The organism is Streptomyces sp. CNT360, assembly GCF_000424785.1.
In genome coordinates, this window is the sequence record NZ_KE384244.1 from 273,816 (window position 1) to 292,948 (window position 19,133).

Genomic DNA, 19,133 nt, shown 5'->3' on the forward strand with positions numbered 1-19,133 from the left:
TGCCCGTCAGAATTCGATACCCGTGCGGGAGGGGATCCGGCGTGCTGCTCACGGACAGGACAGTGGTCGTCTCAGGGGTCGGGGCCGGACTCGGTCACGAGGTGGCTGCGGCCTGCCTGCGGGAGGGCGCCTCGGTCGTGCTCGGCGCCCGTACGGAGGCGAACCTCGCCGCCTGCGCGGCTGGAGTCGATCCGTCCGGCGCCCGCAGCGCGTACCGGACGGCCGACATCCGTGACGAGCGGCAGTGCGAGGCGCTGGCCGCCCTGGCGACGCAGCGTTTCGGGCGCATCGACGCCGTCGTCCATGTGGCGGCGCTGGACACGGTCATGGGCGGGCTGGAAGGCGCCGACCTGGCCGCCTGGCAGCAGGTGGTGGACGTCAATCTGCTCGGCACCCTGCGGATGACGCGGGCGTGCCTGCCCGCGCTGAAGGAGGCGGGAGAACGCGGTGACGGCTCGGTCGTGATGATCGGCACCCAGTCGTCCGTCGCGGCCCCCTCGCAGATGCAGCAGACCGCCTACGCCGCCTCCAAGGGCGCCCTCGTCTCCGCGATGTACTCCCTCGCCCGCGAGCTGGGCCCGCACGGTGTGCGGGTCAACACGGTGCAGCCCGGCTGGATGTGGGGGCCCATGGTGGAGGGCTACGTGGACTGGGCTGCCACGTCGGAGGGCGTGGAGCCCCGCGTGGTGCGGGAGCGGCTGGAGGAGCGGATGGCGCTGCCGCGGATGGCCGAGGACGGGGACGTGGCGGAGACCGCGGTCTTCTTCGCCTCGCCCCGGGCCCGCGGTGTCACGGGCCAGTGCCTGCTCGTCAACGCGGGCGAGGTGATGCGGTAGCTTCCGCCGCGGGGCGCGGAGCCCCGTCGGGGGTGCCGTAACCGAAGGTTGCGTACCATCCGCGCGCGTACCGTGTCCGTGTCCGTGTCCGTGTCCGTCTGGCGCCGTACGGCGTCGGGCGGCCCGTGGCGGGCGTCAGGCGCGGGGGTAGCGTGCCAGCCAGGCGGGGGAAGCGCTGCCCGGGCCGTGCAGGGCGGGGCCCTGGGTCATCTCCATGGCGAAGTCGTCGGCCAGCTCCAGGATGGCCGCACGGCCCTCCAGTTCGGCGACCCAGGCGGGCGGCAGGGCGGTCTCGCCGTGCATGGCTCCCAGCAGGTTGCCGCAGACCGAGCCGGTGGAGTCGCTGTCGCCGCCGTGGTTGACGGCGAGCAGCAGTCCGTGGCGGGCGTCCTCCGCGACGAGGGCGCAGTAGACGCCGATGGACAGGGCCTCCTCCGCGGTCCAGCCCTCTCCCAGGGCCGCCACCCGTTCCGGGGAGGGCATGCCCTGGCGGACGGCGCCCAGTGCGCGCTTGAGGGCTTCGGTCGTCTCCTGGTGGCCGGGGCGGGAGGCGAGCTGGACGAGGGTCCGCTGGACGGCCGTGTCGAGGTCGTCGCCGCGGGCCAGGGTGTGGACGATGGCGGCGAAGGCCCCGGCCGCGAGGTAGCCGGTGGGGTGCCCGTGGGTCTGGGCCGCGCACTCGACGGCCAGTTGGAAGACCAGCGCCGGCTCCCAGCCGACCAGCAGCCCGAAGGGCGCCGAGCGCATGACGGTGCCGCACCCCTTGGAGTCGGGGTTCTTGGGCTGGTCGAGGGTGCCCATGCGGGCGTCCCCCAGGCCGCTGAGGCAGGCGTTGCCGGGCGCCCGCCGGGCGTAGAGCCACTCCTCGCGGGCGAGCCAGCCGTCGCCCTCGCGGCGCTCGTCGGGACCCCAGTCGCGCTGGGTCGCCGCCCAGCGGCGGTAGGCGGCGTGCACGTCGGTGGGCGGATGCCAGGCGCCGGTGTCGCGGCGCACGTGGGCGCGGATGAGGCCGTCGACGGTGAACAGCGTCATCTGGGTGTCGTCGGTGATGGCGCCGCGGCGGCCGTAGGCGGGCACGTAGTCGGTGACGCCCTGCGGGCCGTGGGTGTCCCGGATGCGGTCGAGGGAGTCGAACTCGACGCCCGCACCCAGTGCGTCACCGATCGCGCCGCCCAGCAGGCAGCCGCGCACTCTGCTGCGGAAGTCCTGCTGTTCGGCGCGACCCCATATGGCGGTCGTCCCGCTGTCCGCCCCACCCGAGCCTGTCACCTTCGCTGCCCTCCCTGTGTTCGCGGCCCCCGCACTCTAATGGACGCCGGGACGGCCGACGGAGTGCTCGCGCCCGCGGGGGCCCGCCGCTCCCGTGCGCGCCCGCGGGGTCCCGCCGCCGCGGCGTCCGCAGGGCTGCGCGGGCCCGCGGACGGGCGCCGCCCTCACGGCCTCACCGGGCTCACCGGCCGTGCGGGCGCCCGCACCGGCCTGCCAGGTGACGCACCGGTTCCCCAGGGGCCCGTGCGGTCAGTCCAGCACCGGCAGCAGTTCCGGCAGGTGGCCGTCGGAGGCGTGGGCCGCGCGTACGCGGTCGGCGGGGACCTCGCCGTAGCCGGTGGTACGGGGGCGGGCCGGGCGGCCCGCCGCCTCGGCGACGGCGACCAGGTCCTTGATGGAGCGGTACGAGCCGTAGGAGGAGCCCGCCATGCGGGAGATGGTCTCCTCCATGAGGGTGCCGCCCAGGTCGTTGGCGCCGGAGCGGAGCATCTCGGCGGCGCCCTCGGTGCCCAGCTTCACCCAGCTCGTCTGGATGTTGGGCACCCAGGGGTGCAGGAGGAGACGGGCCATGGCGGTCACCGCGCGGTTGTCCCGCGTGCTGGGGCCGGGGCGGGCGATACCGGCGAGGTAGACGGGGGCGTTGGTGTGGATGAAGGGCAGCGTGACGAACTCGCTGAAGCCGGCCAGCCCCTTCTCCAGCGCGGTCCGCTGGATGCGGGCCAGCAGCCGCAGGTGGCCCAGCCAGTGGCGGGGCTGGTCGACGTGGCCGTACATCATCGTGGACGTCGTCCCCAGGCCCACCTCGTGTGCCGTCTCGACGACCTCCACCCAGGTGGCGGTGGGCAGTTTGCCCTTGGTGAGGATCCAGCGGACCTCGTCGTCGAGGATCTCGGCAGCCGTGCCCGGGATGGAGTCCAGCCCGGCCTCCTTGGCGGCGGTCAGCCACTCGCGGACCGTCATGCCGGTGCGGGTGGCGCCGTTGACGACCTCCATCGGGGAGAAGGCGTGCACGTGGATGCCCGGCACCCGCTCCTTGACGGCGCGCGCGATGTCGAAGTAGGCGGTGCCGGGCAGGTCCGGGTGGATGCCGCCCTGCATGCATACCTCGACCGCTCCCACCTCCCACGCCTGCTCGGCGCGGGCGGCGACCTGGTCGAGGGAGAGCGTGTAGGCGTCGGCGTCGGTGCGGCGCTGTGCGAAGGCGCAGAACCGGCAGCCCGTGTAGCAGACGTTGGTGAAGTTGATGTTGCGGGTGACGATGTACGTCACGTCGTCGCCGACCGCGTCGCGGCGTACGTCGTCCGCGACGCGGCACAGTGCGTCCAGCGCGGGCCCGTCGGCGTGCAGCAGCGCCAGCGCCTGCTCGTCGGTCAGCGCGGTGGGGTCGTCGGCGGCCTGGGAGAGCGCCTCGCGCACGTCGCCGTCCACCCGCTGCGGTGCCATGCCGGGAGCGGCGCGTTCGCGCAGCTCCGCCCAGTCGCCGTAGACCTCGTCGAAGTCGTCCCGCCGGTCGCCCGTGCGGCCCTCGGTGTCGATGGTGCGGTGCAGGTCGGTGCGGCCACTGGCCGCCAGGCCCGCAAAGCCCTCGTCGGGCTCCTGCCAGGGCAGGCCCTCGGGGTGTACGCCCTCACGGGCGAGCCCCGTGTCCGGGTCGGCGAGCGCCCGTACGTGCGGCAGCACGCGCGGGTCCAGCCAGGGCTCGCCCCGCTGGACGAACTCGGGGTAGACGGTCAGCCGCTCGCGCAGTGCGAACCCGGATGCGGCGGTACGCTCGGCCAGTTCGTCGATCTGGGGCCAGGGCCGCTCGGGGTTGACGTGGTCGGGGGTCAGCGGGGAGACGCCGCCCCAGTCGTCGATGCCCGCCTCGATCATCCGGGCGTACTCGGCGTCCACCAGGTTCGGCGGCGCCTGCAGGCGCGCGGAGGGGCCCAGCAGGTGCCGGGCCACCGCGATGCAGGCGGCCAACTCCTCCAGCTCCGCGTCGGGCATGCCGCGCATCGCCGTGTCGGGCTTGGCGCGGAAGTTCTGCACGATGACTTCCTGCACCCCGTGGTAGGCGCGCTGCGTGCGGCGGATCTCGAAGAGGGCGTCGGCACGCTCCTCGTACGTCTCGCCGATGCCGAGGAGGATGCCGGTGGTGAAGGGCACGTTGGAGCGGCCCGCGTCCTCCAGCACACGCAGCCGCACGGCCGGTTCCTTGTCGGGCGAGCCGTAGTGGGGGCCGCCCTTCTCGGACCACAGGCGCGTCGCCGTCGTCTCCAGCATCATCCCCATGGACGGCGAGACGGGTTTCAGACGCTGGAAGTCGGTCCAGGAGAGCACCCCGGGGTTGAGGTGGGGCAGCAGGCCCGTCTCCTCCAGGACGCGGATGGCCATGGCGCGCACGTACGCGAGGGTGTCGTCGTAGCCGTGCGCCTCCAGCCACTCGCGCGCCTCCGGCCAGCGGTCCTCCGGACGGTCGCCGAGTGTGAAGAGGGCCTCCTTGCAGCCCGCCTCGGCCCCGCGGCGGGCGATGTCGAGGACCTCGTCCGGGGAGAGGAACATCCCGTGCCCCTCGGCGCGCAGCTTGCCGGGCACGGTGACGAACGTGCAGTAGTGGCACCGGTCCCGGCACAGCCGGGTGAGCGGGATGAAGACCTTGCGGGAGTAGGTGATGACACCGGGACGGCCGGCCGCCCGGAGGCCCGCGTCCCGGACGCGGGCTGCCGAGGCGGTGAGGTCCGCCAGGTCCTCGCCGCGCGCCTGGAGCAGCACGGCCGCTTCGCTCCGATCGAGCGCCACTCCGTCCCGGGCCCGTTTGAGCGCCCGTCGCATCGCGTTCGCCGTCGGGCCCGTCGACACCTGTCCGTGAGAGGTCATCCTCCCACCGTAGCCCTCAGCTGCGACGACGTCGCAGGCGGCGAGGGCCGCGCCCGTGGTCTCCTCCGCTGCCGGGATCCGGGCGTCGCCCCGCTCGGGGAACGGGCGTCGCGCCGTGTGCCGGGGGCGGCGGTCACAGGTACCGCGCATAGTCGTCCAGGGTGCGCAGGATCTCTTCCTCGGTGCCGGAGGGGAGTTGGAGAACGACTTCCTCCGCGGCGAGGTCGTCGCGGTAGTGCCGCAGCTTTCCCGCGGAGGGCAGGACGAAACCGGGGACGAGGGCGGGGCTGCCGCTGCGCCCGGCCGCGTGCCAGGCGCGGTGGAGCGCGGGGAGGTGCGCGGTGAGTCCGCGCCCCCCGACGGGCAGCCAGCCGTCGGCGTACGCGGCGACGTGGGTGAAGAGCGTCGGCCCTGCGGCCCCGCCCACCAGCACGCGGGGTCCGTCCGGGCGTACCGGCTTGGGGTGGGCGAGCGAGGCTTGCACGGAGCCGAACTCCCCCTCGTACGCGGTCGGCTCCGCGGCCCACAGGGCGCGCATCAGTGCGAGGTGGTCACGCACCTTCGCGCGGCGGCGGCGCCATGCGACACCGTGGTCGGCGGCCTCCTCGACGTTCCAGCCGAAGCCCACCCCCAGGGTGAAGCGGCCGCCGCTCAGCCAGTCGAGGGTGGCGATCTGTTTGGCCAGCACGATGGGGTCGTGCTGGGCGACCAGCGTGATGCTCGTTCCCAGGGCGATCCGCTCGGTGACGGTCGCCGCGGCGGCCAGCGCGACGAAGGGGTCGAGGATGCGGCCGTAGGGGCGCGGCAACGGATCGCCCATGGGGGCCGGGGTCCGCCTGCTGACGGGGATGTGGGTGTGCTCGGGCAGGTAGAGGCCGTCGAAGCCGCGCTGTTCCACCTCGCGGGCGAGCCGCTCGGGGCGGACGGTCTCGTCCGTGAGCGGGACGGTGGTGGAGATCCGCATGCCGTCACGGTGCCCGTCGAGGGGGACCTTCTCCCCCGGGCGGGCGGGGCGCGGCGCTCCGCCTCACCGGGTGCTCACCGTTTCGGTGTCCCGCCCCGAGCGCAGCACGGTGCCGGGGACGGCGCCGGTGACCGTGTCGTCGCGGACCGTCTCGGTGCCGTTGACCCACACGCCGACGACCCCGGTGGCGCGGGAGTCCAGGCGGGGGCTGTCGCCGGGCAGGTCGTGGACGAGGGTGGCGGGCCCCGCGTCGATCCGCTCCGGGTCGAAGAGGACCAGGTCGGCGTGGAAGCCCTCCTGGACGCGGCCGCGGTCGCGCAGTCCGAGGAGGCGGGCGGGCTCGTCGGTGAGCATCCGCACGGCGCGCTCCAGGCCGACGAGCTTGCGGCCCCGCAGGCAGTCGCCCAGGAAACGGGTGGTGTAGGGCGCCCCGCACATCCGGTCGAGGTGGGCCCCGGCGTCGGAGCCGCCCAGCATGACGTCCTCGTGCTCCCAGGTCTGCCGCCGCAGTTCCCAGCTGGCCGGGTCGTTGTCGGTGGGCATCGGCCACAGCACGGTGCGCAGGTCGTCGTGGGCGCAGATGTCGACGAGGCAGGCGAAGGGGTCCTGGCCGCGTTCGGCGGCGATGTCGGCGACCACCCGCCCGGTCAGCCCCTCGTTGGCGGGGGTGTAGGTGTCGCCGATGACGTAACGGTCGAAGCGGGCCAGCCGGCGGAAGACGCCCGCCTCCTTGCTGTCGGCGCGGCGCAGCATCTCGGCGCGTACGTCGGCGTCGCCCAGCTCGGCGAGGCGTTCGGCCAGGGGCAGCCCCAGGATGTCGCCCCAGCCGGGGATCAGGTTGAGGGCGCAGAAGGTGCCCAGGGACATGTTCATGGGGGTGAGGATCGGCATGGTCAGGGCCACCACGCGTCCGCCCTCCTCCCGGGCCCGCTCGCTCGCGGCCAACTGGCGGGGTACGCGTTCGGGAACGGCGGCGTCGATGGTGAGCACGTTCCAGTTCAGCGGCCGGCCCGCGGTCGCCGACATGCGGGCGAACAGGTCGATCTCCTCGTCGGAGAACTGGTCGAGGCAGCCGGCGACGATGGCTTCGATCTGGGTGCCCTCGTGGTCGGCGACGGCGCGGGAGAGGGCCAGCAGCTCCTCGGGCCGCGCGTGGCGGGAGGCGACCGGGTTGCCGTCGCCGTCGGAGTGGCTGGCGGACTGGGTGGTCGACAGGCCCCACGCGCCGGCGTCCATGGCCTCGTGGAAGAGCCGCAGCATCGCGTCGAGCTGCTCCTTGCCGGGCTGCCCGCCGATGGCGTCCTGTCCCATGACGTGCCGGCGCAGCGCGCAGTGGCCCACCATGAAGCCGGCGTTGACGGCGGTACGGCCCTCCAGCGCGTCGAGGTAGTCCCCGAAGGTGTGCCAGTCCCAGGGGGCGCCCTCCTCCAGGGCGATCAGGGACATGCCCTCCACCTTGGACATCATGCGCCGCGTGTAGTCGGCGTCCTGGGGGCGTTCCGGGTTGAGCGGTGCGAGGGTGAACCCGCAGTTGCCCCCGGCGATCGTGGTGACGCCGTGGTTCATGGACGGGGTGGCGTAGGGGTCCCAGAACAGCTGGGCGTCGTAGTGGGTGTGCGGGTCGACGAAGCCGGGGGCGAGGACCAGCCCGGCGGCGTCCTGGCTGGTGCGCGCCTGTTCGCGGACGGTGCCGGGCTCCGCGACGACGGCGATCCGGCCGTCCCGCAGTCCCACGTCGGCCCGGTGGGCGGGTGCCCCGCTGCCGTCGACGACAGTGGCGCCCGTGATGAGGTGGTCAAGCATGCTGCGCACGTCCTCCCTGGTCGTCCTGGCTGGATTCGCGGCCTCCGCGGTCCCGCGACCGCCTGCTCCGGGCCGGCATGACCGACCGCCCGCCTGCTCGCGCCCGCGCCTGCTCGCGCCCGCCTGTCCGAGCGTGCCCGTCCGAGCCTGCGGGCCGACGCGCCGCTCGACTGCTGCCGCTCACCACTCGGTTGCCGCCGGCCCGGGGTTCGGCCGGCCGTGGCTCAGTGCCCGGCGCGTGCCGCGTCGCGGAAGCGGGTGGTGCGGTGGACCGGGTCGGTGTCGATCTGCGGGATCACGTGCTCGCCGATGAGCTTGATGGTGTTCATCGTGTCCTCGTAGCCGATCCCGATGGGCAGCCCGAAGGAGAGCTGGTCGGCGCCGGCCTGCTCCCAGCGCTTGCACTGGCGCAGCACCTCCTCCGGGTTGCCGCAGATCATCAGCTCCTCGGCGATGAGCAGGTCGACGATCTCCTCCGTGTAGTCGGGGATCAGCTCGGGCCACTCGGGGATGCCCTCGGGCCGCGGGAAGGTGTCGTGGTAGCGGAAGAGGAGCGACTGGAGGTAGTTGAGGCCCCCGTCGACGGCGATCTGTTTCGCCTTCTCGGTCGTCTCCGCGCAGATGGCGGTGGAGGTCACCATCACGTTGTCGTTCACGAATCCGCCGAGGGGTTCCGCCTCCCCCACGGCGCCCTTGTAGGACTCGACGACCCACTCCATGTCGGAGACCTTCTGCACGCTGAAGCCGAGCACCCCCAGCCCCTTCTTCGCGGCCATCGCGTACGACGACGGCGAGCCCGCCGCGTACCACATCGCCGGGTGCGAACCTCCGTACGGCTTGGGGAGGATCTTGCGTGGGGGCAACGACCAGTGCTTCCCCTGGAACCCCTGGTACTCCTCCTGGAGCCACATCCTGGGGAACTCGGCGATCGTCTCCTCCCAGATCTCCTTGGTGCGGTTCATGTCGGTGACCCCCGGCAGGAAGCCGAGGATCTCGTGGGAGCCGGCACCGCGTCCGGAGCCGAACTCGAACCGGCCGCCGGACAGATGGTCGAGCATGGCGGCCTTCTCGGCGACCTTCACCGGGTGGTTGACCTGGGGCAGCGGGTTGAAGATGCCGGAGCCGAGGTGGATGCGTTCGGTGGCGTGCGCCAGGTAGCCCAGGAAGACGTCGTTGGCGGACAGGTGGCTGTACTCCTCCAGGAAGTGGTGCTCGGAGGCCCAGGCGTACTTGAAGCCGGACCTGTCCGCCTGGATGACGTACTCGGTCTCCTCGACCAGTGCGTTGTGCTCGGCCTGCGGGTCTGTCCGGGCTCGTGCGGCGGGCACGTACCCCTGAACGAAGAGCCCGAACTCCACGGCGCTCATCTCCTTCGGCGGCCGGTTTCTGACGTACCGTCAGATTGGGATGTCCCGACTGTCGCACCACCGGCAGGGAGCGTCAATACGGCGGGTCACGCGCGGCGCGGAGCGGTCGCGGGCGGTACGCGTGAGGGAGAGGTGAAGGACCGATCGCGAAAGGGGAAGGGACTCGCGAAGTCTTCCTGCGGACGGGGGGCGCCGACGCCCGGTGCCCCCCGGTACGGTTCCACCCGCGAACGGGCAAACCGCACTCGTCGTGTCCGGCGCCACCGGCCGACCGGCCGACCGGCCTAACCGTCGCCGTTGCCCCGGCAGGCCGGGGAGTCCGGGCAGGCCGCCGCCCCCCGGGGGCGGTGCGGTCACAGGATCGAGACGCCCGCCAGCCAGCCGCCGTCGACGACGAAGGGCTGCCCCGACACATAGGAGGAGTCGCCGCCGGTGAGGAAGAGGGCGAGGCGGGCGACCTCCTCGGGCCGGCCCATCCGCCCCTGCGGGATCAGCTTGGCGTAGAAGGCGGCGGTCCCGTCCTGGGAGGGGTCCACGGACGCCGCCTCCAGGCCGCTGTCCGCGGCGTGTGCGGGGTTGGTCATCGGCGTGTCGATCGCGCCGGGGCACAGAGCGTTGACGCGGACACCCCGGCCGGCCAGCTCCATCGAGGCGACGCGGGTCATGCCGACGATCGCGGCCTTGCTCGCCGCGTACGCGGTCAGGTAGGCCATGCCTGAGAGCGCCGCGTAGGAGGCGGTGTTGACGATGGTGCCGCCGCCGGCGCGTTCGATGCGCGGGGCGAGGGTCTTCATGCCGAGGAAGCAGCCGGTCTGGTTGACCTCGACCACCTCGCGGAACTCCGCGACGGGCGTGGTCTCCAGCGCGTTGAAGCGGAGGATGCCCGCGTTGTTGACCAGGCCGTCGACGGCACCGAACGCCTCCTCGGCGGCGTCCGCGGCGGCCTGCCAGCTCTCCTCGTCCCGCACGTCCAGGTGCACATAGCGTGCGGTCCCGTGGCCCAGTTCCGCGGCGAGGCGCCGCCCCGGCTCGTCCAGCACGTCGCCCAGCACCACCCTGGCGCCCTCGGCCGCGAACAGCCGCGCCTCGGCCGCGCCCTGTCCGCGGGCGGCACCGCTGACGACGACCACCCGCCCGTCCAGCTTGCCCACGCCGGCCTCCGTTCGTCTCGGGCCGCACACGGGTCACGGCCCCGTCCGTCATGGCTCAGGTCACGGCGCAGGACGCGGCAGCGGTCACGGCTCCAGGAGCGGGGCCACGGCGTCCGCGAAGTACGCCATCTGGTCGGTCAGTTCGCCGCTGCTCCGGCTGCGGAAGCGCAGTTGGAGCTGGTTGACGCCCCGCGCCTGGTAGGCGCGGAGGGATGCGGCCAGGGACTCCGGGTCACCTGTGAGGGTGCGGCGGCCGACGTCCCAGCCGGGCCGTCCGATGTACAGGGGCTCGGCGATGGCGCCGACCGCGAAGGGTTCCGCCGCCAGGCCCGCCTCCGCCCGCAGCCTGCGGATGCGGGAGATCTTGGCGGGGAGTTCGTGGCGCGGGTCGCCCTGGGGCAGCCACCCGTCACCGCGCAGGGCGGCCCTGCGTACCGCGGCGGGAGAGGAGCCGCCGACCCACAGGGGCGGTCGCGGCTGCTGGGCCGGGCGCGGGCGCTGCCCCAGGCCGGAGAAGGAGAAGCGCTGCCCCTCGAACGCGGGGAACTCCGCCGGGCCCAGCGCTGCCTTCAGGGCGTCCACCGTCTCGTCCAGTACGGCTCCGCGCGCGGCGAAGTCGACGCCGAGCGCCTCGAACTCCTCGCGGACGTGTCCGGCGCCCACCCCGAGGATCAGCCGCCCCGCGGAGAGCTGGTCGAGGGTGGCGTACTGCTTGGCGGTGACCAGCGGGTGCCGCAGTCCGACGACGGCGACGTGGCTGAGGAGCGCGACCCGCTCGGTGGCCGCCGCCACGTAGGAGAGGGTCGCCACGGGGTCGTACCACACGGTGCTCATGGCGCCGGCCAGCCGGCGGGGCACGGCCACGTGGTCGCAGCCGGCGACGTAGGCGAATCCGCCCCGGTCGGCCGCGCGGGCCACGGCCAGGATCTCGGCCGGCCCGGCCGCGGCTTCCCAGGGTTCGGCGTACAGGGTGCTCTGCGACTGGACCGGCAGCTGGATCCCGTAGACCAGCCGCCCGGAGGGGAAGGTCAGCACGTGCACATGGTGATACCTGACGCTGCGTCAGGCAAGGGGGGCGGCGGCCCGTACCCGGTATCGGCCCGAAGTGCCGTTGCACGAACGGGATTTGTGGCTGCAATGACACGGATGGGTTCCGGATACGGCTGCGCGATCGAGGATCACTGAGAGAACATGGGCGCGCACCGTCCACCCGTGATCAGTCCCGCACGCGGACCGGTCCACTCCACGATCGGTCCGGTCACGACCGATCAGCCCGCTCGACAACCGATCGCTCAAGGACGCCGATGACCGAGATACCGGTGGCGCTGACCGTCCTGCTGTCCGCGGGGACGGCGGCCGCCGCGGCACTCGCCCTTTTGCTGGGGCGCTCGATGCGGCAGGCGAGAGGGCTGCGCCGCCGCTGTGCCGCCACCGCGCAGGAGCTGCAGGAAGCGGTGCGCCACCAGGCCGCACTGGCCGCGCGGGCGCAGGCCACCGAGGCCGAGGTGCGGCACCTGGCCGGGGCCCGGCTGCCCGACCTGGCCACGGCCCTCGCCCACCCCCACGTCCCCGTCCGCGGCCTGCTCGACCCGGCCTTCCGCGAGACCGGCCTCGACCGCGCGCTGAACGCGGTCATGGACCAGCTCGGTGACGCGGTCGGCAAGGAGCGGCTGCGCGTGGACGGCGCGGCGCAGGCCGCGATGCGCGGCGCCACGACCACCATCCAGGCGCTGCTCTACCAGTTGCAGACCCGGTTGCAGGCCATGCAGGAGCGGTACGACGACCCGTCCGTCGCCGAGGACCTGCTGGCCGCCGACTTCCTCAACGAACAGGCGCTGCGGCGGATCCAGTCCACCGCGATCGTCTGCGGCGCCTGGCCCGGCCTCACCCGGCAGAACTCGCACCTGGCCGACGTGGTGGTCGGTGCGATGTCCCGGCTGACCGGCTACGAGCGGGTGCGGATCACCAACCGGCTCCGCGACCCGGTGGGCGTCGTGGCGCGCGCGGTGGAGCCGGCCGCGGTCGTGCTGACCGAGCTGCTGGCCAACGCGCTGCACTACTCGCACCCCGAACTCCCCGTCGCCGTCACCGTCCAGCAGGGCAACCGCGGCGCCTCGGTGATCATCGACGACGCCGGAGTGGGCCTGCACAGCGAGGAGATGGAGCGCGCCCGGCGCATGGTCGAGGGCGGCGAAGCACCGTTGCTGACCGAGCTGGGCGACCCGCCGAGGACGGGGTTCGCGGCGGTGGGACAACTGGTGCGCCAGTACGGCTTCTCCGTCTCGCTGGAGGCGTCCCCCTACGGCGGTGTCCGTGCCGTCGTGCACCTCCCCGGCGAGCCGCTGCTGACGCTGCTCGACGAGGAAGAGCAGCCCATGTCGCCGATGGCACCCGCACCGCCCGCCCGCAACGCCGTGCCGCAGCCCCGGCGCGGCACCGGACTGCCGCCGCGCGAGGCAGGCACCACGGCCCGCCCGGCGAGAGCAGACGCTGCGGGTGTCCCGACCGGGGCAGACACCACGGGTGCCCCGACCGGGGCAGGCACCACAGGTGTCCCGACCCGGGCAGACACCACGGATGTTCCGGCCGGGGCAGGCACCACAGGTGCTCCAGCCTGGGCAGGCACCACAGGTGCCCCGACCGGGACAGACACCACAGGTATCCCGACCGGAACAGACACCACAGGTGCCCCGACCGGGACAGACACCGCAGGTATCCCGACCGGAACAGACACCACGGGTGCCCCGACCGGGACAGACACCACAGGTGTCCCGACCCGGGCAGACACCACGGATGTTCCGGCCGGGGCAGGCACCACAGGTGCTCCAGCCTGGGCAGGCACCACAGGTGCTCCAGCCCGGGCAGGCACCACGGGTGTCCCGGCCGAGGGCGCCGGCGCGGTCCCATCGTCCGCGGGCGGCACCGCCGACGTCCCGGCCAAGGAGGGCGCCACCGCCTCCGCGCCCCGGCCCGGCGCTCCGTTCCCCGGAGCCGAGCCCGCGCTGCCCCGGCGGCGCCGACGGCGGACGGCAGCCGAGGCCGCACCGTCCGCCGCGCCCGCCGCCGAGGCGGGTGACCCCCAGGGCGGCGCCCGGCACAGCGGCGCGGCCCCCGGGGAGGGGCCGCGCCCGCCGGAGCCCCGGGTGTCCCCGGAGGAGAGCGCGGAGCGCTGGGCCGCTTTCCAGCGCGGTACCGCCTCGGGCCGCGCGGCCGTGGACGCGGACGAGGCCGCCGCGGGCCCGAACGCCGTATCCCGTTCCGCCGAAGGGAATCCGGAATGACAACCTCCGCACGCAAGGCTCTGCGCGACGACACCTCCTGGGTGCTCGCCCCGCTCCTGGACCTGCCGCACGTCCTCCACGCGGCCGTCATCTCCGGTGACGGCCTCATCGAGGGACGGTCGCCGGACCTGAGGCGGGAAGCGGCGGAAGGGGTGGCCGCGATGCTCTCCGCGCTGCAAGGTGCGGCCCGTACGACGACCGCGGCGTTCGCCGGCACCTACGACGTCCGGCTCAGGCAGACCGTCGTGGAGTCCGACCAGGGCTGGGTCTTCGCCATCCCGGCGGGCGAGAACACGGCGCTCGCCGTCTTCGCCGGTCCCGACGTCAACATGGGCGTGGTCACGCACCAGATGCAGGTGCAGGTGGCGTCCCTGGGGGCGAAGACCATGAACAGTCCGGCCCGCAACTCCTCGGCATGAGCCCGCAGCGCCCCGACCGCAGGCGCCTGGTGCCCGCCTACCTGGCGACGTACGGACGCGCACGGCCCAGCCGCAACACCCTGGACCGGCTGTCCGTGCTGCACGGCGCCGCCGACCCGGCGACGGTCTCCGGGCTGCGCCCGGAGGAGACGCGGCTGCTGACGCTGCTGCGCGGCGGTGCGCTCTCGCTCGCCGAGACAGCCGCACATCTGCGGCTCCCGGTCAGCGTGGTCAAGGTCCTGGTGGCCGACCTGGTGGACGCGGGCCGGTTGATGGCCCGCGCCCCGATCCCCGACGCCGAACTGCCGGAGCGGCAGATTCTGGAGAAAGTTCTCGATGGACTCCGCACTCTCAAGTCCTGCTAGCCCGGGCGACCGGGCCGGCAGGCCACAGCCCGCGGCGGCAGGCGCGGCCAGATATCTGGACGACCGGCCGCAGACCCTGGTCAAGCTGCTGGTCGCGGGGCCCTTCGGGGTGGGCAAGACGACCTTCATCCGCTCGCTGTCCGAGACCGAACCGCTGCACACCGAGGAGGTGATGACGCAGACCGGCGCACTCGTGGACGACCTGGCGGGGGTGCGCGAGAAGACCACGACCACGGTGGCCATCGACTTCGGACGGCTGACACTGCCCCAGGACCTGGTGCTGTACATGTTCGGCACCCCGGGGCAGCGCCGCTTCCGGCCCCTGTGGCAGGACATCGCGCGCGGCGCGCTGGGCGCCCTGGTGCTGGCCGACACCCGGCGGCTGGCGGACTCCTTCGAGGTGATGGACATGGTCGAGGAGGCCGGGCTGCGCTACGCGGTGGCGGTCAACTCCTTCCCCGACTCCCCCACGCACCGCACCGACACCCTCCGCGACCACCTCGACCTGCATCCGGACACCCCGCTGGTGGTGTGCGACGCGCGCGACCGCGACCAGTCGGCGGCTGCGCTCATCGCGCTGGTCGCCCACGTCCTCGACTCCCTCGACCAGCACGGCCCGCCGCCCTCCGCCGCGACCGGCACCCGCCCCCAGGAGTCCGCGTGAACGCCCCGCCCCCACCCGGCCGCACCCCGGGGGCGACGCCCTCGCCGCTGCACCGCACCGGCCACGAGCTGACCGAGCTGACCGAGCTGACCAAGCTGTACGGGGAGGAGTTCGCCGCCGACCCGTACGCCGTCTACGCGCGGCTGCGCCGCTTCGGTGCCCTCGCACCCGTGGAGATCGCCCCCGGAGTGGGCGCCATGCTGGTGATCGACTACCGGGCGGCGCTGGACCTGCTGCACGACCCGGACACCTGGTCGAAGGACTCGCGGGTCTGGCAGGACACGGTGCCGGCGGACTCGCCGGTGCTGCCGCTGCTGCGGCACCGCCCCACCCCGCTGTACACCGACGGCGAGGAGCACGCCCGCTACCGCAGGGTCATCAGCGACAGCTTCGCGCGGCTGGAGCCGCACGAGCTGCGCACGGTCGTCAGGGACCTCTCCGACAGCCTGATCGCGCGGTTCGCCCAGCGTGGCGAGGCGGACCTGATCGGCGAGTACGCGCGGCTGCTGCCCCTGCTGTTCCTCAACCGCGCCCTCGGACTCGACGACGCACAGGGCGAGTTGCTCATCCAGGGCGTGAGCGGCGTCTTCGACAGCCAGGAGGGCGAGGCGAGCGCCGCCGACGACGCCTACACCCGGTACATCACCCAGCTGTACACGGCCAAGGAGCGCGAGCGCGGCAACGACCTGGCCTCCTGGTTCATCGATCACCCGGCGGCCCTGACCCCGGCGGAGGTCATCGACCAGATCGCGCTGACGTTCGGAGCGGGTGCGGAGCCGCTGTCCAACCTGATCGGCAACGCACTCAGCCGGATGCTCGTCGACGACCGCTACTACGGCGACCTGTCGGGCGGCGCCCTCACGCCCCGCGACGCGCTGCACGACGTGCTGCGCAACGAGCCGCCGATGGCCAACTTCTCCGCGCACCACCCCCGCCGGGACGTCTTCTTCCACGGGGTGCCGGTGCGCGCGGGCCAGCTCGTCCTCGTCTCCTACGCCGCGGCCACCACACAGGGCGGCCGTACAGCCCCCGGCCGGCGCACCGGCGCGGAGCACTCGGGCGGCGGGGCGCACCTGTCGTGGGCGGCGGGCCCGCACGCCTGCCCGGTGCAGCAGCCGGCGATGCTCATCGCGACGACCGCGATCGAACGGCTCACCGCGTGGCTCTCCGACCTGGAGCTGACCGTGCCCTACGACGAACTCGCCTGGCGCCCGGGGCCGTTCCAGCGCGGACTGGTCGCGCTTCCCGCCCGGTTCACCCCCCTCACCCCCGATCAGGCAGGAGAGACGCCGTGGAAGAGCAGTCGGTCGTCCTCGACCCGCTGGGCCGCGACATCCCCGGCGAGGCCGAGCGCCTCCGCTCACTGGGCGGAGACGCGGTAGCAGTCCTGATGCCCTCCGGTGTCCGGGCCTGGTACGTCAACAGGTACGAGGTGCTCAAGCAGCTCATGCTGGACCCGCGGGTCTCGCGGGACGCACGCAGGCACTGGCCCGCCTGGCAGCGCGGCGAGTTCCGGGACACCTGGGTGCGGGCCTGGGTGGACCCCGACAGCATGCTCAGCTCCTACGGCCAGGACCACAAGCGGCTCCGCAAGCTGGTGGCGCCCGCCTTCACGGCGCGCCGCACGGCGGCGCTGCTGCCGCGTGTCGAGCAGATCACCGCCGGACTGCTCGACGAGATCGCGGCTCAGGCGGAGCGCCCGGAGACCGGCGGCGTCGTCGACCTGCGCCCCACCTACGCGCACCTGCTGCCGATGAACGTGATCTGCGAGCTGTTCGGCGTGCCCGCGGAGCAGCGGCCCGAGATGAAGCGCGTGGTCGCGACCGCCATGGACACCACGCTCACCCCCGAGCAGGCCGGACAGTTGGCGGTGGACATGCATGCCGCCTTCACCGCGCTGGTCGAGGCCAAGCGGCGGCAGCCCGGCGAGGACCTGACCGGCGTGCTGGTCTGCGCGCGGGACGACGACGGCTCCCGGCTCAGCGAGAAGGAACTGCTGGACACCCTGCTGCTGATGATCGCCGCGGGGCACGAGACCACGGTCAACCTGATCGGCAACGCCGTCCACGCGCTGCTCACCCATCCCGAGCAGCTCCGGCTGGTGCTGGACGCCCGGGCCACCTCGGCCACCTCGGCCACCTGGGCCACCTGGGCCACCTGGGACGCGGTCATCGACGAGACCCTGCGCTGGGCGCCCAGCGTCTCCAACGTGCCGCTGCGGTTCGCCGTCGAGGACATCGTCCTGCCCGACGGCACCACGATCCGGCAGGGCGAGGCGATCCTCACCACCATCGGCAGCGCCAACCGCGACCCCGCCAAGTACGGGGCCGACGCGGGCTCCTTCGACGTCCGGCGCCGCGCCCCCGAGCACCTCTCCTTCGGGCACGGCGTGCACTTCTGCCTGGGTGCCTCGCTGGCCCGGATGGAGGCCCGTACGGCGCTGTCCGCGCTCTTCGACCGGTTCCCGAAGCTGGCCCTCGCCGTACCGGCCGGGGAGGTGGCGCAGGTGCCGTCCTGCATCGCCCAGGGCCACGCGCGGCTTCCGGTACGGCCGCTGGGCTGAGCGCAGCCGCCCCGCCCGGCCCGGCGTACGGCCCCCGGCAGGCCGGGCCGGGAGTCCGCCGGGGCCGCGCGGGAACGTCCGCGGGTCCCGCGTGCTCAGGCTGCGGACCCGCGGAGCTCAGCGCTGCGGCGGCCCGGGGCGGGGGACCTGCGCTCGGCGCAGGATTCGCGCCTCATGTCGGGCCCGCCCACAGGCCCTCGTCCGTCAGGCCGAGCAGGTCGATGGCGTTGCCGCGCACGATGCGCTCCACCACGTCGGCCGGCAGGTGTCCCATCTGTTCCTCGGCGACCTGCCGGGAGCGGGGCCAGGTCGAGTCGGAGTGCGGATAGTCCGTCTCGTACAGCACGTTGGGCACGCCGATCGACTCGACGTTGCGCAGCCCGAACGCGTCGTCGAAGAAGCAGCCGTACACGTGCTCGGCGAACAGCTCGGAGGGCGGGCGCACCACCTTGTCTGCCACCCCTCCCCAGCCGCGGTTCTCCTCCCACACCACGTCGGCACGCTCCAGGATGTAGGGGATCCAGCCGATCTGTCCCTCCGCGTACATGATCTTCAGCCGGGGGAAGCGCTCGAAGGCGCCGCTCATCAGCCAGTCCACCATCGAGAAGCAGCAGTTGGCGAAGGTGATGGTGGAGCCCACGGCGGGCGGCGCGTCCTCGGAGGTCGAGGGCATCCGGCTGGAGGAGCCGATGTGCATGGCGATGACGGTGCCCGTCTCGTCGCAGGCCCGCAGGAAGGGGTCCCAGGCGTCGGTGTGGATGGAGGGCAGGCCGAGCCGCGGGGGGATCTCCGAGAAGCAGACCGCGCGCACCCCGCGGGCCGCGTTGCGGCGCACCTCGGCGGCGGCCAGCTCCGCGTCCCACAGCGGTACGAGGGTGAGCGGTATGAGGCGGCCCCTGGCCTGGGGGCCGCACCACTCCTCGACCATCCAGTCGTTGTAGGCGCGCACGCCCAGCAGTCCCAGCTCGCGGTCCTTGGCCTCGGTGAAGGTCTGGCCGCAGAAGCGGGGGAAGGTGGGGAAGCACAGCGCGGAGCGGACGTGGTTGACGTCCATGTCGGCGAGGCGGGCTGCCACGTCGAAGGAGCCGGGGCGCATCTGCTCGTAGGTGATGGCCTCCAGCCGCACCTCGTCCCTGTCGTAGCCGACGGCCGTGTCCAGCCTGGTCAGCGGGCGGCGCAGGTCCTCGTAGACCCACCAGTCGGCGAGCGGCCCCGCCTCGCCCGGGGCGCCCATCGTCGGGGCGAACCTCCCCCCGGCGAACGTCATCTCCTTCAGCGGCGCCCGCACGATGCGGGGCCCGCTCTCGCGGTACCGGGAGGGGAGCCGGTCCTGCCAGACGGTGGGCGGTTCGACGGTGTGGTCGTCGACGGAGATGATCTCGGGGAAGTCGTCCGGGGTGCCGGGGCCGGTGTCCGTGCGGGTGTCCCTGCCGGTGTCCGGGGCCGCGGTGTCGAGGGTGTCCATACCGACCACGGTAGCGCCGACCTGACGACCCGTCAGCTCTTGCGCACGGGCCGCCGCTGCCGCTCGCCGACCCGGCGCCGAATTCGAAGGCTTCGTAGAGAGGCGGTCACCTGAGCTGACGTAACCG

Annotated in this window: 15 protein-coding genes; 7 read left to right on the forward strand and 8 right to left on the reverse strand. The window is 73.5% G+C overall.

Translation table 11 applies throughout. From position 1 onward, the window contains the following. Positions 1-41: 41 nt before the first annotated feature. Positions 42-836 carry an SDR family oxidoreductase gene (locus H297_RS0128905; RefSeq protein ID WP_027739891.1) on the forward strand — a complete coding sequence of 265 codons (795 nt, stop codon included), beginning with the start codon at positions 42-44 and terminating at the stop codon, positions 834-836. A 135-nt stretch (positions 837-971) separates the two neighbouring features. Here H297_RS0128905 and H297_RS0128910 read toward each other — a convergent pair whose 3' ends face one another. The 7 genes from H297_RS0128910 to H297_RS0128940 form a co-directional block, all read right to left on the reverse strand. Beyond that, positions 972-2,105 carry an ADP-ribosylglycohydrolase family protein gene (locus H297_RS0128910; protein ID WP_027739892.1) on the reverse strand — a complete coding sequence of 378 codons (1,134 nt, stop codon included), beginning with the start codon at positions 2,103-2,105 and terminating at the stop codon, positions 972-974. A 249-nt stretch (positions 2,106-2,354) separates the two neighbouring features. Next, entirely contained in the window at positions 2,355-4,964 is a 2,610-nt protein-coding gene (locus H297_RS0128915) for a bifunctional FO biosynthesis protein CofGH (protein ID WP_027739893.1), read from the reverse strand. A gap of 133 nt (positions 4,965-5,097) precedes the next feature. Further along, positions 5,098-5,928, reverse strand: coding sequence for a TIGR03619 family F420-dependent LLM class oxidoreductase (locus tag H297_RS0128920; RefSeq protein ID WP_027739894.1), 831 nt, complete (start codon positions 5,926-5,928; stop codon positions 5,098-5,100). Between the two features lie 63 nt (positions 5,929-5,991). Beyond that, positions 5,992-7,731 (reverse strand): D-aminoacylase, encoded by a 1,740-nt coding sequence (locus H297_RS0128925; protein WP_027739895.1) that lies wholly within the window; start codon positions 7,729-7,731, stop codon positions 5,992-5,994. A gap of 224 nt (positions 7,732-7,955) precedes the next feature. Further along, positions 7,956-9,089: an LLM class flavin-dependent oxidoreductase gene (locus H297_RS0128930; RefSeq protein ID WP_027739896.1), complete on the reverse strand. Its 1,134-nt coding sequence runs from the start codon at positions 9,087-9,089 to the stop codon at positions 7,956-7,958. 362 nt (positions 9,090-9,451) lie between these two features. Then, on the reverse strand, positions 9,452-10,249 hold the full coding sequence (locus H297_RS0128935; protein ID WP_027739897.1) for an SDR family oxidoreductase: 798 nt from the start codon (positions 10,247-10,249) through the stop codon (positions 9,452-9,454). A gap of 84 nt (positions 10,250-10,333) precedes the next feature. Beyond that, the gene (locus H297_RS0128940; RefSeq protein ID WP_199787278.1) at positions 10,334-11,284 is read right to left on the reverse strand and encodes a TIGR03619 family F420-dependent LLM class oxidoreductase; all 951 of its coding nucleotides are present in this window, start codon (positions 11,282-11,284) and stop codon (positions 10,334-10,336) included. A 269-nt stretch (positions 11,285-11,553) separates the two neighbouring features. Here H297_RS0128940 and H297_RS39000 point away from each other — a divergent pair, with 269 nt between their 5' ends. The 6 genes from H297_RS39000 to H297_RS0128970 are packed head-to-tail and all read left to right on the forward strand — an operon-like array spanning position 11,554 to position 17,541. Next, complete coding sequence (locus H297_RS39000; RefSeq protein WP_027739899.1) at positions 11,554-13,530, forward strand: ATP-binding protein; 1,977 nt, start codon at positions 11,554-11,556, stop codon at positions 13,528-13,530. Then, the gene (locus H297_RS0128950) at positions 13,527-13,949 is read left to right on the forward strand and encodes a roadblock/LC7 domain-containing protein (protein WP_027739900.1); all 423 of its coding nucleotides are present in this window, start codon (positions 13,527-13,529) and stop codon (positions 13,947-13,949) included. The genes H297_RS39000 and H297_RS0128950 overlap by 4 nt, the downstream gene beginning before the upstream one ends. Next, a complete protein-coding gene (locus H297_RS0128955) occupies positions 13,946-14,314 on the forward strand; it encodes a DUF742 domain-containing protein (protein WP_027739901.1) in 369 nt (122 codons plus the stop codon). The genes H297_RS0128950 and H297_RS0128955 overlap by 4 nt, the downstream gene beginning before the upstream one ends. Continuing rightward, positions 14,286-14,978 carry an ATP/GTP-binding protein gene (locus tag H297_RS39005; protein ID WP_027739902.1) on the forward strand — a complete coding sequence of 231 codons (693 nt, stop codon included), beginning with the start codon at positions 14,286-14,288 and terminating at the stop codon, positions 14,976-14,978. The genes H297_RS0128955 and H297_RS39005 overlap by 29 nt, the downstream gene beginning before the upstream one ends. Next, positions 14,975-16,360 carry a cytochrome P450 gene (locus H297_RS39010; protein ID WP_051352262.1) on the forward strand — a complete coding sequence of 462 codons (1,386 nt, stop codon included), beginning with the start codon at positions 14,975-14,977 and terminating at the stop codon, positions 16,358-16,360. The genes H297_RS39005 and H297_RS39010 overlap by 4 nt, the downstream gene beginning before the upstream one ends. Beyond that, the gene (locus H297_RS0128970) at positions 16,270-17,541 is read left to right on the forward strand and encodes a cytochrome P450 (RefSeq protein WP_027739903.1); all 1,272 of its coding nucleotides are present in this window, start codon (positions 16,270-16,272) and stop codon (positions 17,539-17,541) included. The genes H297_RS39010 and H297_RS0128970 overlap by 91 nt, the downstream gene beginning before the upstream one ends. Positions 17,542-17,713: 172 nt before the next feature. On the opposite strand, the gene H297_RS0128975 is transcribed toward H297_RS0128970, so the two are convergent. Then, the gene (locus H297_RS0128975; protein WP_037795712.1) at positions 17,714-19,006 is read right to left on the reverse strand and encodes an amidohydrolase family protein; all 1,293 of its coding nucleotides are present in this window, start codon (positions 19,004-19,006) and stop codon (positions 17,714-17,716) included. Between the last annotated feature and the right edge of the window lie 127 nt (positions 19,007-19,133).

What these genes read in the sequence shown, in the direction of transcription:
- H297_RS0128915 (WP_027739893.1), bottom strand. Translation starts at nt 4,964, where the DNA reads ATGACCTCTCACGGACAGGTGTCGACGGGCCCGACGGCGAACGCGATG.
- H297_RS0128920 (WP_027739894.1), bottom strand. Translation starts at nt 5,928, where the DNA reads ATGCGGATCTCCACCACCGTCCCGCTCACGGACGAGACCGTCCGCCCC.
- H297_RS0128925 (WP_027739895.1), bottom strand. Translation starts at nt 7,731, where the DNA reads ATGCTTGACCACCTCATCACGGGCGCCACTGTCGTCGACGGCAGCGGG.
- H297_RS39000 (WP_027739899.1), top strand. Translation starts at nt 11,554, where the DNA reads ATGACCGAGATACCGGTGGCGCTGACCGTCCTGCTGTCCGCGGGGACG.
- H297_RS0128950 (WP_027739900.1), top strand. Translation starts at nt 13,527, where the DNA reads ATGACAACCTCCGCACGCAAGGCTCTGCGCGACGACACCTCCTGGGTG.
- H297_RS0128955 (WP_027739901.1), top strand. Translation starts at nt 13,946, where the DNA reads ATGAGCCCGCAGCGCCCCGACCGCAGGCGCCTGGTGCCCGCCTACCTG.
- H297_RS39005 (WP_027739902.1), top strand. Translation starts at nt 14,286, where the DNA reads ATGGACTCCGCACTCTCAAGTCCTGCTAGCCCGGGCGACCGGGCCGGC.
- H297_RS0128975 (WP_037795712.1), bottom strand. Translation starts at nt 19,006, where the DNA reads ATGGACACCCTCGACACCGCGGCCCCGGACACCGGCAGGGACACCCGC.